Genomic DNA, 15,579 nt, shown 5'->3' on the forward strand with positions numbered 1-15,579 from the left:
ATGTAACCGCAGCACGCGCGCCGCAATCGCCATTTTTAGCCCCAAAGCCTACGCGTCTAAGTGTTCCCCCCCCCCCCCGTTGTTACCCGCCGCCCACATCTCCCCAATCTTGCTCAAATACGGATCCGCCTTGATAGACTCTACATCTAGGCTAGCAAGATTGCTGGCAAAATACTCGCGCATAGATTCTATGGCGCGGCTATGGGGGGTGAGCTTTAGGCTAGGCATCGCTGATAAAAGCCTAGAGTTGTCGCTGGTGTATTGGTTGTTGAGCCCAGATTCTATGAAGTGGATTGGGGATTGGAAGCTAGAGGTGGCGTTGATCATCTTGGCTAGCTCGCTTAGGAGCACGCCGCTGCCACTGCTGGCGTTATAGACTCTATGATCTAGGCTAGAAATGCTAGCGTGCAAGAAGTGCTCGATGATAGCGCATAAATCATCGATGTAGATGTAGTCAAACACGCAGTCTTTGTAGATGGTGATAGGCAGGTGCAAGAGGTTTTTGACAATGGCATTTGAGATGAACTTGTAGCGGTAGTTTTCCCCCGCGCCATAGCAGCCAAAGATGCGCAGGCAGACGACATTGCCGCGCGTGGATTCTATGAAGCGTGAGCATACGCCCTTGTAGAATCCATAGGAGTCAAGCGGCAGGCTCTCTAGGTAGCTAGGCTCTTTGACAGATACGATAGGCTTGTGCTTGCTATACTCCGCCCCAGAGCCAAAGTGTAGGATTTTCTCCACTTTATTGGCTTGACTCATAATGGCAAAAAACATTCTAAGATTGTATTCCGCGATGTCGTGCAAGCCCATAGTATCGCGCCCGCCGCCGCGATTGGCTAGGTGGATAATGTGGGTGATTTTATGCGCTTTTATGTAGGAGCTTACCGCGTGGCAGTCGCGTAAATCTAGCTCACTAGAGCTAGGCGCATAGAGCTTGTAGCTATATCTAGCTTGCAAGAACTCTTGCAATGCCCTGCCGATAAATCCTGCTCCCCCGGTGATGAGTAGGTGCATTACTTCTCCAAAGGCTTAATAATCATCTCTTGGTAAAACTCTTCCCTATCCAAGTAAGGATACATATCTTCAAGAGGCTTTGAAATCATCGTGCCATCATCTAGTTTAAGCGATGAGACATTGGGGATTATCTCTTGGTTTTGTGGGCATATAATCTCACAAATCACCGGTTTATCGATAGCAAATACTTTATCTAGCGTTTGGCTTAGACTCTGCACGCTATCTACTTTAAAAAACTCTATGCCATACGCATAAGCAATTTTCTCTAAGATTGGAAAAGATATGCCAGAATCCACATCAGTCCCTATATGCACCCCAGCAAAAAACTTATCCTGTGTAGCTCGTATGGATAAATAGCCGTTGTTGTTCCATACAAAAAGCTTAATCGGTAGCTGATAATGCACCATTGTTTGAAGCTCTTGGATATTCATTTGCAGCGACCCATCACCTGTGATACCAATGACTTCTTGCCGCTGCTTACCAAAGCACACCCCTATACAAGCAGGCAAGCTAAAGCCCATATCTGCTTGCGCTCCAGAAGTGATATAGCGATTATCTCGTGTTAAAAAAAGTGCTTGCGAAGCTACATAATACGCCGAGCCAGCATCGCTAACTATCACAGAATCTTTGCGCAGCTTTTTACATAAATACTCAATGAAAGTGTATTTGTTGATAAAAGGTTCATTGCTATATCGTGGCAAAAATGGTGTCCATTTTTTCTTCCACTTATTACATAGCTCTAGCCACTTTGCAAGGTTGTTAGGCTGCGTTACTATTTCTTTGCATTGGCGAAAAAAATCGCGCAAATCCATTTGCATAAATTCATCGATTGCTATGGTATTTTTCTTGTGTTCATTAGAATCTATATCGATTACCACCACCTTTGCTTCTCTAGCAAAGCTTTTATACTCAAACCCTGTCGCAGCGACACTAAGCCTACACCCAAGCACTAAGACAAAATCAGCATTCTGCAAGGCAAAATTCCCAGCTCTATCACCTTTGATACCTATGCGCCCTATGAAGTGTGGCTCATCGTGTGGCAGTAAATCAATCCCCAAAAATGATGTAACCACAGGGACATTAAACCTTTGCACAAACTCCTTAAATTCTGCGACACTATTTGATAGCCTAATACCATTTCCAGCGATAATGATAGGGCGTTTTGCGTGAGCTAATTGCTCTAAAATCTTATCAATACACAGCGCATATTTTTCATCAATACGATCAAAATGCTTCAAGCTACTCTCATCAATAATGGCTGATTGTATATCCATAGGAATATCTATCCATACAGGTCCGGGTCTGCCACTTTTGCTTACAAAATATGCTTCTTCTAAATGATAGGCGATTTGCTTGGGGTCTGTGATTGTTAGGGCGTATTTTGTGATTGGCTTTACAATGGAGACAATATCTGCTTCTTGCACGCCAAACTGCCTAATGGGTGCAGGAGATAGGCAGGAAGCTTCCTTTGTTTTAACCTGCCCAGAGATGATAAAAAGCGGCGTGTTGTCTTGGTAGGCATCTAGCACGCCTGTTAGGGCATTGGTCCCACCGCAACCTGTTGTAACACAAACCACGCCAATGGTGTTTGTGTATTTTGCAAAGCCAAGTGCAGCCATAGCAGCAGCTTGCTCGTGGTGCGTAAAAATAGATTCTATATCTTTATGCCTGCCTATACTATCATTTAAAAACATAGCCCCACCACCTGTTACCATAAACACTTGTTTTACCCCAAGTTTTTTGGCGATAAAGTCCGCTACATAATCAGCTACGCTTTTCATAATACTCTCCTAATGCCTGCTTGATATTTGCGATGGCTTTATTGATATTGTGGGTATTATTGACATAGCACATACGCACAAATCCTTCACCAGCACTCCCGAAGCTTGTCCCAGCAAGTAGTGCCACACCTGCTTTATGTAAAGCAAAATTAGCAAACTCATCACTACTCATACCTGTTTTAGTAATGTTTGGAAAAGCATAAATCGCCCCATCTGGCTCTATACAACTCACACCGGGTAAAGAGTTTAGCCCATCTACTAAGACTTTTTTACGCATAGCATATTCGTTTTTCATAGATTGTATTTCTTGCTGATCGCCTTTAATCGCGTCTATCCCTGCTCTTTGTATAAAAGGTGGGACACAAGAAATAATCGTAGAGAGTAAAAGCCCCATTTTTTCTATCACTTGTGCTGGTCCTATGGCAACGCCAAGTCGCCAACCTGTCATCGCAAAACCCTTGCTAAAACCATTTAAAATAATTGTCCTATCCTTACAATGATCCAAAAAAGATGGGCTGAAAAATGGCTTATTTTCATCAAAAATCAAGCGAGAATAAATCTCATCGCTTAGTAAAAATATATTGTGCTTCTTTGCAATATGTGCAACCTCTTCAATCTCGTGGGGAAACATCACAGAGCCTGTTGGATTGCTTGGAGTATTTAAGATAATTAGCTTTGTCTTAGGCGTAATGCACTTTTGCAAATCTTTTGGCTGAAGTCTAAAGCCATTTTCTTCTTTAAGCTCCACAGGCACGGCTACTGCCCCACACGCTTTGATCGCCGTATAGTAAGTGGGGAATCCGGGATTTGGGATAATCACTTCTTCTTCTGGATTGACAAGGCATTTAATAGCAAGATAGATGATAGAATTTGCACCCGGTGTTACTAAAATCTGCTCAATATCTGGGGTAAAATGCCTGCTAAAGCTCGTAGCCTGCTGGGCTGCTAGCCTAAAATCATAAAGCCCCATTGAGCTTGTGTAATGCGTCTCCCCATCTCGCAAGCTTTTGATAGCAGAATCCACTATATTTCTTGGCGTATCAAAATCTGGCTCTCCTAGCTCAAAGTGTAAAATCTCTTTTCCCTCTCGCTCCAGCCTTAAGGCTTCATCTAGGATTTTAAACATAGGCTGCCCATCAATTTGTGAAGCGATTGTCGATAAAGTAGTCATAACTGCTCCATATACTCCCCAAGCTGCTCTTGGCTTAGGATCGTGCTTGTCTCACTCCACGCCCTATACCACGCTACGCTCTTTTGTATCGCTTCTGTGGCATTCCATAGCGGGCTAAACCCTAGCAGGCTGCTAGCCTTGCTAGAGTCTAGTGCTAGCAGCCCACTCTCGTGCAAGCTAGAGTCTAGCTCGATCGTGTAGGCGATCTGCTCCCACTCCTGCTGCGCTAGCTCTAGCACTTGACTCACGCGCAAGATCTGCCCCCCACTAGGTCCAAAGTTGAAGCTACTAGCGCATTCTACTCGCCCTGCTAGCAGAGCCTGTGCTAGCAGCAAGTAGCCCTGCAAGCTCTCGCACACAAACTGCCACGGGCGCGTGGAGCTAGGATACCTAATGCTAGCAGGCTCGCGGCTTATCGCTGCTCGCACGAGATCTGGCAGCAGCCTATCGCAGCTGAAGTCCCCTCCGCCTATCACATTGCCAGCCCTTGCCGTGGCGATTAGCACGCTATGCTTCTTGCCATAGTCATCAAGGCTAAAAAAGCTCCGCCGCATAGAGTCTGTGATGATCTCCGCGCACGCCTTAGACGCGCTGTAAGGATCATAGCCGCCAAGTGAGTCGCACTCTCTGTATCCATAGAGCCACTCTTTGTTGTCATAGACTTTATCGGTGGTTACGATCACTACTGCACGCAAGGATTCTAGCTTGCGGCAGGCGTTTAGGAGATTTGCCACGCCTAGGGCGTTTGTGTGGAAAGTCTCAAGCGGGTCTTTGTAGCTCTGCCTTACAAGCGGCTGGGCTGCTAGGTGGAGCACCACTTTAGGCTTGGCTTCTTGCAGGGCGGACTCTAGCGCGGCGTAGTCGCTGATGTCTGCTAGCCACTCTTTGGCAAAGAGCTTTTGCGCACCGCTTAGGGCGTAGTGGCTAGGCTCTTGCGGGGGCAGGGAGTAGCCATAGAGCCTAGCTCCTAAGCGTGAGAGCCATAGAGCTAGCCACGAGCCTTTGAAGCCGGTATGCCCCGTTATCAAAACCCTTTTACCGCGGTAAGCTTCATCAAACATTGCGATCACCATACCGCCCAAGGTGCGCTGCCACTAAGCCACATTTGTGTCAGGTCATTTTTGTCTTTCAAAGTGTCCATACACTTCCAAAAGCCGCTATGCTGGTAGGTATAGAGCTGCCCATCTTTGGCTAGATTTTTCAAAGGCTCTTGCTCCAAAATCGTCATATCCCCAAGCCCTGCACGCTCTATATACTCAAGCACCCTAGCCTCACAGATGAAAAACCCCCCATTGATCCAGCCGCTTTGCTGCGCGCTAGCATCGCCTCTGGGCTTTTCTACGAAAGTCTTTACCGCATTGGTGCTAGGCTCTATCTCTAGCGCGCCAAATCGCCCCTCTGGCAGCACAGAAGTCATACTCATAGCACCCTTGTGCGATCTGTGGAAGTCTAAAAGGGCGTGGAGGTTTATATCGCTCAAGCCATCGCCATAAGTGAGCATAAAGCTTTCATCATTGATATAGGGCTTGGCGTGCAAGATCCTGCCGCCGGTTTGTGAGTCTTGCCCGGTGTAGAGGAGCGTTACACGCCAAGGCTCGTGGCGATTGGCGTGGATCTGCAAGGAGTTGTCCGCTAGGTCTATGGTAATGTCGCTGTAATGTGTGTAGTAGTTTAGGAAATACTCCTTGATGATATGCCCCTTATAGCCTGTAAGGATAATAAAATCGCTAAAGCCATAGTGCGCATAAATCTTCATAATATGCCACAAAATCGGTCGCCCGCCGATCTCTACCATAGGCTTTGGCTTAAGCCCTGTCTCTTCGGCTAGGCGTGTGCCAAGACCGCCGGCTAGGATAAGGACTTTCATAGGGGGAGCCTTTGGGGTTTGGGTTTGGGCGTTGGCTTTTGCTTGGTGGATTCGGCTTTTCTAAAGAAACCTGCTTCGGCTTCGCCTTGCACCGCTGCCGCTGGTTTTGGGCTAGAATCGGCGATTTCTGCGCGCGTGCTGCAGTTACATACGCCAAGTATGCGCCTTTGCACGCGCTTGAAAAGCCCCGATTCTATCTCCAAAATCCTAGAATCCTTTGCAGGCGTTTTTAGATTTTGTGCCTCACTCTTAGAATCCTTTGGCTGCTTGCTTACATTTGTGGCTTGCTTGCTAGAATCCACTTTTGCGCCTTTGTGGATTGCCACGCCGCTATCGCGGCTCGCAATGACGGAAAAATGGGCATTAGGGCTAGAATCCACTTTTTGTAATTCTGCGTTTGTATCAAAACAAGGGACACCGCTTAGGTTGCGCCGATGTTTCTTTAGAAAAATCCTGCCGCCTGTGGTGTGGCTATCAAACACGCTTTGAGCGGTTTTGTCAAAAATCCCAGAATCCTTTGCAGGCGTTTTTAGATTTTGTGCTTCACTCCTAGAATCCACTTTTTTGCTAGCGGCGTTTTTCTTGTCATTGCGAGCAAGCGCGGTAGCGATTGCGTGGCAATCCATACATTCTGCGCTAGCAGAATAGTCTTTACTAGAATCCACTTTTTTTGCGGTAGTAAAATTAGCGGCGTTACTAGAATCCGCTTTTGCGGATTTGTGGATCGCCACGACTTGCTGTCGCAAGTCTCGCGATGACAGAGAATGAGCGTGGCTCTTAGAATCGTGGCTTTGTGAAAAAGTGGATTCTAGTGTAGAGTCGCTCGAGGTAGATTTACTAAAGAAACTGCGCCTGCGCCTTGTTTTGTGATTTTGACTATCGATATAGGATTCTAGAGTTTCTCTATTTTGTGCTTTCTTAGAATCCGCTTGCGCGGATATGGATTGCCGCGCTTTGTCTTGCGCCAAAGCTCGCAATGACAGGTCTTTAGATTCTAATGCGATATAGGATTCTAAGATTTTAGGACTAGAATCCGCTTTTGGAAACGCCAAAAATGTAAGCGAGCCTGCAAAGGATTCTAGGATTGTGGAGATAGAATCGTGGTTTTGTGAGCTTTTTAGCGCAAAGTTGCTCGCGGTTGGATTTGGGTGATAAAAATGGGGCTTTGCAAGCGCGTGCAAGGGCGCATACTTGGCGTATGTAACCGCAGCACGCGCGCCGCAATCGCCATTTTTAGCCGGAAAGCCTACGCGTTCAAGTGTTCCCCCCCCCCCCCCGTTTCTAACAGAGTTTTTTATACCAACATCCACCAAACACACCTTCACACACCTTAGACCTAAAAGTAATAAGCGTGGATTCTAGCACAATATGTTTAAAATATGTTTTAAGGCTTGTGCGTGTCTATGAAGTCGCCACCCTTACTGCTACTCTTGCGCAGGGAGTTGCCCACGACAAGCAAAGAGGACAGACTCATACTAAGGGCTGCGACAAGCGGGATCACAAAGCCGCATAAAGCTAGCGGGATCAATAGGGCATTGTAGGCTAGGCTTATGGCGAGATTTTGATAAATCCTAGTATAAGTCTCCCTAGCGATTACAAAGCCTGCTTGCAAGCTCACTAGACTATCATCTAGCACGATCACATCACTTTGGGCGATAGCTATATCACTCCCAGCCCCCATAGAGACCCCCACATCGGCAGTCTTTAGGGCTACAATGTCATTAAGCCCATCGCCTATCATCACCACGCTAGGATCTTTGCGCCAGAGTCCCTTGCCCCTAGGCGTGCTTAAGGCTTCTTGCAGATCCTGTATATACTGCGCCTTTTGGTCTGGGAGCAGTCCGCTATGAAACTCCCTAATCCCAAGCGAGCTTGCCACAGCCTCCACCGCGCCCGCCCTATCGCCACTAAGCAGCACGACTTGCTTGCCACTGCTTTGTAGGTATGCTACAAGCTCTTTCGCCCCATCTTTTGCCTCATCGCTTATGTAGCAAATGAGCTTAAGGGCTTTGTTTGTAGCGTAGGCGAAGATGCTCATAGAGTCTAAAGGCATTGGCTTTTGGGATTCGGCTTTGCGCGATAAACCTTTGATTGCTGCGCCGCGCTTCGTCGATAGACGCTCGAGTCTTATCTCCTTGCGCGGCTTGCAAAGCAAAGGTTTCTCATCGCAAATCCTAGAATCCTTTGGCTGCTTGCTTACATTTTTGGCATTTTCCCTAGAATCCGCTTTTTGTAATGTTTGTATGTTTTGTGCGTTTTTATCAAAAGTGGATTCTAGGTTTTGTGTCTTTGTTTGTGTGGATTGCCGCGCCGACAAGTCGGCTCGCAATGACGAGGGGGTGGATTTTTCACACTCGCCCTGATTCTCTTTCTCTAGGATTCTAGGAGCTCTAAAGAAACCTGCTGCGGCTTCGCCTTGCACCGCTGTCGCTTGTTTTCTAAAGAAGCTTCGCTTTGCGGTGGGGCTTTCAAAAGTGGATTTTAGGGCGGTAGTTTTGATTTCAGCTTGTTTTGTAAAGCTGCCTTGGGATTCTAGGATTTGCGATGAGAAAGCAGGGTTGTGTAGTGGCGAGCAAGGAGATAAGACTGGAGCGTCTATCGACGCTGCGAGCCACAAACTCCCTGCTTTATCGCGCAAAGCCGAATCCCCCCCAAAATCTGCGGAATGCCTACCCAAAACAAGCGAAGCGGTCGGCGATAGCCGATGTTTCTTTAGTAAAGCCGAATCCATAACGCCATTTTCTAGCAAAAACTCTACACTCCCGCCTACCACCTCCACCTCCCCCCATTTCGCCCTTATCCCCCTAGAATCCACCTGCACCACCGCGCCTAGCTCCACCGCTCCACTTGGGCGGAAGCACTCTGCCACTGCCGCAGAAATAGGGTGAGAAGAGCACCGCACAAAATGCGCTAGCACGCTCTCATCAAACTCCCCAAATCGCTCCATATACTGCACCTTTGGGCTGCCCTTTGTGAGCGTGCCTGTCTTGTCAAAGACCACCGCCTTTGCTTGTGCTAGCACTTCTAAAAATCGCGCTTCTTTAAACACCAGCCCCGCCTTATACGCACGCGAGATCCCCACCACACTAGCAATGGGTGTAGCAAGCGCAAGTGCGCAAGGGCAGGCGATCACAATCACAGAAATTGTGATGATCAACGCCTGATCCACCCCAGAATCCACCCACCAATACACAAACCCACCCAGCGCGATAAGCAGCACAAAGCGGGAGAAATACTTCGCCAAGCGATTTGCCAGCTCCTGCACCCTAGGAGTGGAGCTTAGGCTCTCTTCTAGGAGCGTGATAATCCTACTCATCGTAGAATCCACATATCGCTTGCGCACTTCATAGACAAGCGATTTTTCTAGCACGATACTTCCAGATAGCAGCTCTTGCCCGCTCTTTTTACTCACAGGCAAGCTCTCCCCAGAGAGTGAGCGCATATCTAGTAGCACATCACTGCAAGCCACCCCATCGCACGGCAGCATTTCCCCCACAGCGATATGCACCCGCTCCCCTATGCGCAAATCTTTCACATCGCAGACTTGCAAGCTCCCATCGCGCTCCACTTTAGCCATATTTGGCAAGATCGTATGCAGGCTATCAAGGCTATCGCCAGCGACCCTCCTAGCGCGCATTTCTAAAAACTTCCCACTAAAGACAAAGAGAATAATCATCGCCACTGATTCAAAGTAGCTCTCCCCACTGCGCGTAATGCTCGCATAAATCGAGTAGATAAATGTCAAGCTAGCCCCAAAAGCTACTAAAAAGTCCATACCGACATAGCCAAGCTTAAGCCCATAATACGCCCCGGAGAAAAATACCCGCCCTGTGAAAAACAGCACCGGAGCAGCAAGCAAACAGGCGATGAGATTTAGCACATCTTTCATCAAAGGCTGCATACCATAGAAATACCCCACATACTGCGCGATAGCCACCATCATAATGCTCATCGTGCAAAACACCCCCACCACAAAGGAGATAAAAAAGCTTCTTTGTGCTTTTGCTAGCTGCTCTTCTTGGGATTTGGGGTCATAGATATGCGCGCTATAGCCGATAGACTCTATAAGCTTAAAGATAGCAGATAGGCTGATTTGCGTGCTATCAAAGAGGATTTTTGCTTTGTTGTTTGTGTAGTTGATATGCGCCTTTTTAATGCCCTTTTGCAGGCTTAGGATATGCTCATTAAGCCATACACACGCCGCGCAGTGAATGCCCTCTATCACAAGACTTACTTCATTGAGTGTGCCTAGCTTTTTTGTGTGCTGCTGCAAGAAGCTAGGCTCATCAAGGTAGCGTAAATCTATGCTTTTTTTCTCTAAAGGTGTGAGCGTCACCTCGCCCAATCGCTCATAGAATCCACTAAAGCCACTTTTTTGCAGTAGCTTATACACGCTCTCACAGCCATTGCAGCAGAAATACACATCATTGCCACAAGAGTCTTTGGCGTGTGTGAGCTGGGAGAGTGGGAAGCTACGCTGGCAGTGCGAGCATTTGCAAGAAGTGGGAGCGGTGGGGGCTTGGTCTTGCACGCTAGAGCACCATAACTGCTAGCAGAGCGCATTCACACAGAGTTGTTTTGGTGCTAGGGGCGTGATATGTGCCTTTGCCCCCGCCCTTGCCTATGCGCTTATCATCGCGCCTAGAAGCTAGGAGGAATGAGAGGAAAAACCCAAGCATACCCCCGCAAATCACTTGGGCTATCGTGTGTCTTTTAGCATCAATCCTAGAGATCCCAACCACACTTGCGATCGCCAAGGCTGGCAGCCCCAAGCGCAGCCCATACCGCTTCTGCAAAAACCCTACCGCTGCAAAGGCTGAAGCCGTATGCCCACTAGGGAAGCCCTCGAAATTCTCACCATCTGGGCGTTTGGAGAGAGCTTGTATCCTAGGGCTAGAGGGTGCTAGAAAATGCAGGGCATACTTCACTGCATAAGTGCTAGCCACCACTGCTACAAAGCCCACAGCCTGCTGCCTAGCCCCCACAAAATCGCGTAAAAAAATCGCATACACCAAGCTTGCCGCTGGCAAAAACTGCGCCACATCGCCAAACTTGCGCAAGCTGCTAGAATGCGTAGAGTTTGTAGCAATATTTTGCATTTCAATATCTTGCCTCTTTTGCTCAACCTCGCTATATGCTAGGCTTACAACTAGCACAATAAACAACAATGCCTTCATAGAAATCCTTAAGGTAAATTCTGCGCATTGTAGCGCATATCAAGGGGCTTGCGCAATCTCTTAGCGTAAAGTGGCTACATCGATTTGCTCTAGGATCTGGACTACACGCAAGGTGTGGCTGGCTAATTCTTGGCATATTTGTCCTTGTGTGATTTGGGCGTAAAAATGGGCGATGGAAGAGATAAGTGGCGGAGTGGTGGGGAGTTTAGCTTGGCTTGATTCTGGCGTTGGCTTTTGCTTGGTGGATTCGGCTTTTCTAAAGAAACCTGCTTCGGCTTCGCCTTGCACCGCTGCCGCTGGTTTTGGGCTAGAATCGGCGATTTCTGCGCGCGTGCTGCAGTTACATACGCCAAGTATGCGCCTTTGCACGCGCTTGAAAAGCCCCGATTCTATCTCCAAAATCCTAGAATCCTTTGGCTGCTTGCTAGAATCCGCTTTTTGTAATTCTGCGTTTGTATCAACAATCCTGCCGCCTGCGGCGTGGCTATCAAACACGCTTTGGGCGGTTTTGTCAAAAATCCTAGAATCCTGCGGCTGCTTGCTAGAGTCCACTTTTGCGCCTTTGTGGATTGCCACGCCGCTATCGCGGCTCGCAATGACGGAAAAATGGGCGTTAGGGCTAGAATCCTTTTTTTGTAATTTTGCGTTTTTATCAAAAGTGGATTCTAGGATTTGTGTCTTTGTTTGTGTGGATTGCCACGCCGACAAGTCGGCTCGCAATGACGATAAAAAAGCTTCATTACTAGAATCCACTTTTTGATTTGCGGCGGATTTTTCACACCCAGCCCCTTTTTCTTCTTCAAGGATTCTAGGAGCTCTAAAGAAACCTGTTTGCGTGCCCCCGCCTTGCACCGCTGTCGCTTGTTTTCTAAAGAAGCTTCGCTTTGCGGTGGGGCTTTCAAAAGTGGATTCTAGGATTTGCGATGAGAAAGCAGGGTTGTGCAGTGGCGAGCAAGGAGATAAGACTTGGGTGTCTATCGACGAAGCGAGCCACAAACTCCCTGCTTTATCGCGCAAAGCCGAATCCTCCCCAAACAAAGCCGAATCCATAGCAAACATAGCGAGTTTAGGATCTGCCACCTCGTCATACACCACCCCTCTCCCACTCCTCCCCACGATCACCATTTCACGCACCTTTGTAGGCGAGAGCCAAGAGGTATGGATCGCAATAGTCGTGCGCGTATCCACCAAGCCTATGTCCGCCACAGCGCGATAGCCGCCTGCTTCCACCACCCTAGCAGAGGGCTTCATCTGCTCTAGCACGCCCGCCCCTAGCACATAGTCCAAAATCGCTATATCGTGCAAGGCAAGATCCCACACCACGCTTACTTCTTTTTGCAATCGCCCCAAGCTCTCACGCCGTGCGTGGATAGAGCAGATCTCGCCTAGCTCGTGGATATGCGCCTTTAGCCACTGCACCGCTGGCGCATACAAAAAGATATGATCGCAATGCACCACCACACCCTGCCTAGCTGCTAGCTCATAGAGCAAGGCGCACTCTTTAGAGCTTAGAGCTAGGGGCTTTTCGACAAAGATGTGCTTTTTTGCTTCTAGGGCGGCTTTAGCTAGGGCAAAATGGCTAGCCGGGGGCGTGATGATAAACACCGCTTGTATCTGCCTATCTGCTAGCAAGGCTTCAAAGCTAGGATAGATATGCACGCTCGGGCAAGATTCTCGCGCCTTTTGCGCATTATCTAAATGGCTATCATACACACCTACAAGCTCAAACTCCGCGCTGTGTAGCACGCCTTTGCCATAAGGCTCTAGCACGCCTAAATCCCGCGACTCTTGCGGCTTACACAAAGCACTTAGCACCTTTTCCCCCCAATATCCACACCCCACAAGCGCGCATTTCATCGCTATAACTTCCTAAGCGCACTACCTAGGAGCATTGTGTCCTTTGCCTGTGTGATTTGCACTTCATATAGCCCGGGCGCAAGCCCACTAGAATCCACTTGCGCCTCTAGGCTAGGATCTAGCTCGTTTATCAAAATCTCCCCATCAATCTCTAGCCCCCACCTATGATCTCGCGCGCTGTAAAAATACTCGCTTACCGCACTTTTAGACTCTATAAATGCCTGCACTGTCGCACCTTGCAGGGCTTTGGCACGCTCTTTTGCCTGCTTTGCTAAAAGCTTTTGCAAGATCTTTAGCCTAGCATTGGTGATCTTCGTGGGGACTATGCCGCTCATCGTATGCGCTAGCGTGCCTTCTTCACTAGAAAACGCAAAGAGATTGACACAATCAAACACCCCTTCTTCTAAAAACTCTTGCAACTGCGCAAACTCCCCCTCACTCTCGCCCGGATGCCCTATGATAAAGGTGCTGCGCAAAAAGGCATTGGGTGCTTCTTTCATAAGTCTTAGTAGCTCTCTAGCTTGCGTGCTTGTGTGGTTGCGGCGCATTCGTTTTAGCATATCATCTGCGATATGCTGCAAGGGCATATCAAAGTAGTTTTGCACGATGGGCGAGCTAATCATCGCTTCGATGAGCTTGGGGCTTGTGGTGGTGGGGTAGAGATAGTGGATTCTAGCATTTTGGGCGATATTTTGCGTATCTAGGGCTTTTATGAGCTGGATTAGCCCGTCTGTTTGCCCTTGATCGCGCAAGTAGGAGCTAGAATCTTGGGCGATGAAGCTAAAATCCACAAAGCCCTGCTTGGCTAGGCTCTCCACCTCGCGTAAAATAGAGGCGATAGGGCGGGATTGGAGCTTGCCTTTAAAGCTTGGGATCGCGCAAAAGGAGCAGAGCTGATTGCAGCCTTCAGAGAGCTTGATATAGGCGTGTAGGCGGGAGTTTGCGATGACTCGCTTATGTGTTTCATCTGCTAAAAAGACTTTGTCCTTACTAGAGGCGATCCTGCTAGCTTGCGCCGCACTCTTAGGGCTTGTAGCAAAGGTATTAGGAGCAGCAAAAAAGCGCGGAAGGCTAAAGCCCTTTTGCTCTAAAAGCGTGTCGATTTTAGCGTAATCGCGCACGCCGATGATTAAGTCAATCTCTGGGATTTCTTGCTCTAGCTCTGTGGCATATCGCTCGCTTAGGCAGCCGCTTACCACAAGTAGCGCGCCCTTTTTACGCGCATTTGCCGCTTCTAGGATCGTTTGGATACTCTCTTGCTTTGCTGCTTGGATAAAGCCACAAGTATTGATGATAATCACATCTGCCCTAGCTATATCATCGCTTATTTCACACGCTCCAAGCCGCCCTAGCATAACCTCGCTATCGACAAGGTTTTTCGTGCAGCCAAGCGAGATTAGATGAAGTAAGGGGCGCATTATAGGGCTTTTTGCGCTTGTAGAGAGGCAAAAAAGCTTGCATTGCCTACGCCATCAAAGCTGCGTAGCCCAAGCGTATCTAGGCTTAGCTCTAGTGCGTTTATCACATAGCTTGCTTCATAGATATGGATAAGCCCCATATGATTGATACGGAAAATGCTATCTTTGATATGGTCTTGCCCAGCGGCGACATTCACGCCTAGGGCTTTCATACTTGCGCGGATTTCTGCGGCTTTTGCGTGGGCTATGGCACTCATCGCTAGGGCAGGGGATTTGGGATAGAGAGATAAGCCTAGCGCGGCTATGGCTTCACGCGTGGCTAGGGCTAGGGCTTTTGTGTGGGTATATGCTTTGGCAAAGCCCTGCTGCAATAGCGCAGGGTCTAGCTCTTGTGCAAAAGTGGATTCTAGGGCGGAGTCTAAATTGGAGCTAGCTAGGGCTTGGACTATTTCAAAATACCGCACAAGCCCGGTGATAAGTGTGGTCGGCGCGGTCCAAGCGGTGGTGTTTTTGCGCTGGTTTTTTCGCTCTGTAAGGAAGTGAAAGTAGAGCCCGCCTCTGTGTGTGGGGCGATTTTCTAACGCCTCTAATGCTCTTTGTGAAAGCCCCACGATACTCATACCCGGTGGGAGCATAAATGCCTTTTGACTTCCGCCGATTAGGACATCAATATGCGTAGTATCAAGTGGCTCAACGCCCATAGCCGTAATGGCATCAGCGATGATGATAATATCCTGCCTATATGTCTTCACTTCACGCGCGATTTGCTCCAAAGGCAGCCGCAGCCCCCCAGCAGACTCACACACTTGCAGGGCTAGAGTATCAATGCTAGGATCGCTCTGCAAAGCTTCTAGCACTTCTTGCACGCTTATGGGCGTGTCCCACTCTGTGGCAAGCTCGGTGTGGGGGAGGTTGTTTGCTAGCGCGATCTTGCCCCACCTTTGCCCAAACTTCCCGCAGCTAATGCTAAGGAGCTTGCTATGGCAAAATTGCAGCACACTTGCTTCCATAGCTCCTGTGCCGCTGCTTGCTAGTAGAAGCACTTCTTCCATATTAAGCATTGCTTGTAGCCCTAGCCTAGCCTTGGCAAAAATGCTTTCAAACTCCTTGGTGCGGTGATGAAGCGTGGGGGTCGCCATCGCGTGGCGGATAGATTCTGGCGTGGGGGTTGGTCCGGGGGTAAAAAGTAGCATAGAAGTCCTTATCGCGCTAGATTTGTGAAGCGGGCATTATAGCATTAAATATTTAAGCCCTTAGCGATATAATACGCCTTAAACAAAGCTTTGACAAAGCT

11 protein-coding genes are annotated in these 15,579 nt (G+C 48.4%); all 11 read right to left on the reverse strand.

Annotated features, from left to right (window positions below; genetic code table 11):
• Positions 1-48: 48 nt before the first annotated feature.
• Positions 49-1,014, reverse strand: coding sequence for an NAD-dependent epimerase/dehydratase family protein (locus tag DX060_RS03040; protein ID WP_115011094.1), 966 nt, complete (start codon positions 1,012-1,014; stop codon positions 49-51).
• Complete coding sequence (locus DX060_RS03045) at positions 1,014-2,795, reverse strand: thiamine pyrophosphate-binding protein (RefSeq protein WP_115011095.1); 1,782 nt, start codon at positions 2,793-2,795, stop codon at positions 1,014-1,016. Before DX060_RS03045 ends, DX060_RS03040 begins: the two co-directional genes overlap by 1 nt.
• Complete coding sequence (locus tag DX060_RS03050; RefSeq protein WP_115011096.1) at positions 2,779-3,966, reverse strand: pyridoxal phosphate-dependent aminotransferase; 1,188 nt, start codon at positions 3,964-3,966, stop codon at positions 2,779-2,781. The genes DX060_RS03045 and DX060_RS03050 overlap by 17 nt, the downstream gene beginning before the upstream one ends.
• Entirely contained in the window at positions 3,963-5,027 is a 1,065-nt protein-coding gene (gene rfbG, locus DX060_RS03055; protein ID WP_115011097.1) for a CDP-glucose 4,6-dehydratase, read from the reverse strand. Before rfbG ends, DX060_RS03050 begins: the two co-directional genes overlap by 4 nt.
• 5 nt (positions 5,028-5,032) lie before the next feature.
• Positions 5,033-5,833 (reverse strand): glucose-1-phosphate cytidylyltransferase, encoded by an 801-nt coding sequence (gene rfbF / locus DX060_RS03060; RefSeq protein WP_115011098.1) that lies wholly within the window; start codon positions 5,831-5,833, stop codon positions 5,033-5,035.
• Complete coding sequence (locus tag DX060_RS03065; RefSeq protein WP_115011099.1) at positions 5,830-7,143, reverse strand: hypothetical protein; 1,314 nt, start codon at positions 7,141-7,143, stop codon at positions 5,830-5,832. Before DX060_RS03065 ends, rfbF begins: the two co-directional genes overlap by 4 nt.
• Before the next feature lie 74 nt (positions 7,144-7,217).
• On the reverse strand, positions 7,218-10,364 hold the full coding sequence (locus DX060_RS03070; RefSeq protein WP_115011100.1) for a heavy metal translocating P-type ATPase: 3,147 nt from the start codon (positions 10,362-10,364) through the stop codon (positions 7,218-7,220).
• Between the two features lies 1 nt (position 10,365).
• Complete coding sequence (locus DX060_RS03075; protein WP_115011101.1) at positions 10,366-11,010, reverse strand: phosphatase PAP2 family protein; 645 nt, start codon at positions 11,008-11,010, stop codon at positions 10,366-10,368.
• A 60-nt stretch (positions 11,011-11,070) separates the two neighbouring features.
• Positions 11,071-12,867: a Gfo/Idh/MocA family protein gene (locus tag DX060_RS03080; protein ID WP_115011102.1), complete on the reverse strand. Its 1,797-nt coding sequence runs from the start codon at positions 12,865-12,867 to the stop codon at positions 11,071-11,073.
• A gap of 2 nt (positions 12,868-12,869) precedes the next feature.
• Positions 12,870-14,285, reverse strand: coding sequence for a 30S ribosomal protein S12 methylthiotransferase RimO (gene rimO, locus DX060_RS03085; protein WP_115011103.1), 1,416 nt, complete (start codon positions 14,283-14,285; stop codon positions 12,870-12,872).
• Positions 14,285-15,478 (reverse strand): pyridoxal-phosphate-dependent aminotransferase family protein, encoded by a 1,194-nt coding sequence (locus DX060_RS03090; protein WP_115011104.1) that lies wholly within the window; start codon positions 15,476-15,478, stop codon positions 14,285-14,287. Before DX060_RS03090 ends, rimO begins: the two co-directional genes overlap by 1 nt.
• Positions 15,479-15,579 lie beyond the last annotated feature (101 nt).

The sequence above is a fragment of the Helicobacter canis genome, from assembly GCF_900451095.1.
In the GTDB taxonomy this organism is placed as follows: domain Bacteria; phylum Campylobacterota; class Campylobacteria; order Campylobacterales; family Helicobacteraceae; genus Helicobacter_B; species Helicobacter_B zhangjianzhongii.

What these genes read in the sequence shown, in the direction of transcription:
- DX060_RS03040 (WP_115011094.1), bottom strand. Translation starts at nt 1,014, where the DNA reads ATGCACCTACTCATCACCGGGGGAGCAGGATTTATCGGCAGGGCATTG.
- rimO (WP_115011103.1), bottom strand. Translation starts at nt 14,285, where the DNA reads ATGCGCCCCTTACTTCATCTAATCTCGCTTGGCTGCACGAAAAACCTT.
- DX060_RS03075 (WP_115011101.1), bottom strand. Translation starts at nt 11,010, where the DNA reads ATGAAGGCATTGTTGTTTATTGTGCTAGTTGTAAGCCTAGCATATAGC.
- DX060_RS03045 (WP_115011095.1), bottom strand. Translation starts at nt 2,795, where the DNA reads ATGAAAAGCGTAGCTGATTATGTAGCGGACTTTATCGCCAAAAAACTT.
- rfbF (WP_115011098.1), bottom strand. Translation starts at nt 5,833, where the DNA reads ATGAAAGTCCTTATCCTAGCCGGCGGTCTTGGCACACGCCTAGCCGAA.
- DX060_RS03090 (WP_115011104.1), bottom strand. Translation starts at nt 15,478, where the DNA reads ATGCTACTTTTTACCCCCGGACCAACCCCCACGCCAGAATCTATCCGC.
- DX060_RS03080 (WP_115011102.1), bottom strand. Translation starts at nt 12,867, where the DNA reads ATGAAATGCGCGCTTGTGGGGTGTGGATATTGGGGGGAAAAGGTGCTA.
- DX060_RS03050 (WP_115011096.1), bottom strand. Translation starts at nt 3,966, where the DNA reads ATGACTACTTTATCGACAATCGCTTCACAAATTGATGGGCAGCCTATG.
- rfbG (WP_115011097.1), bottom strand. Translation starts at nt 5,027, where the DNA reads ATGTTTGATGAAGCTTACCGCGGTAAAAGGGTTTTGATAACGGGGCAT.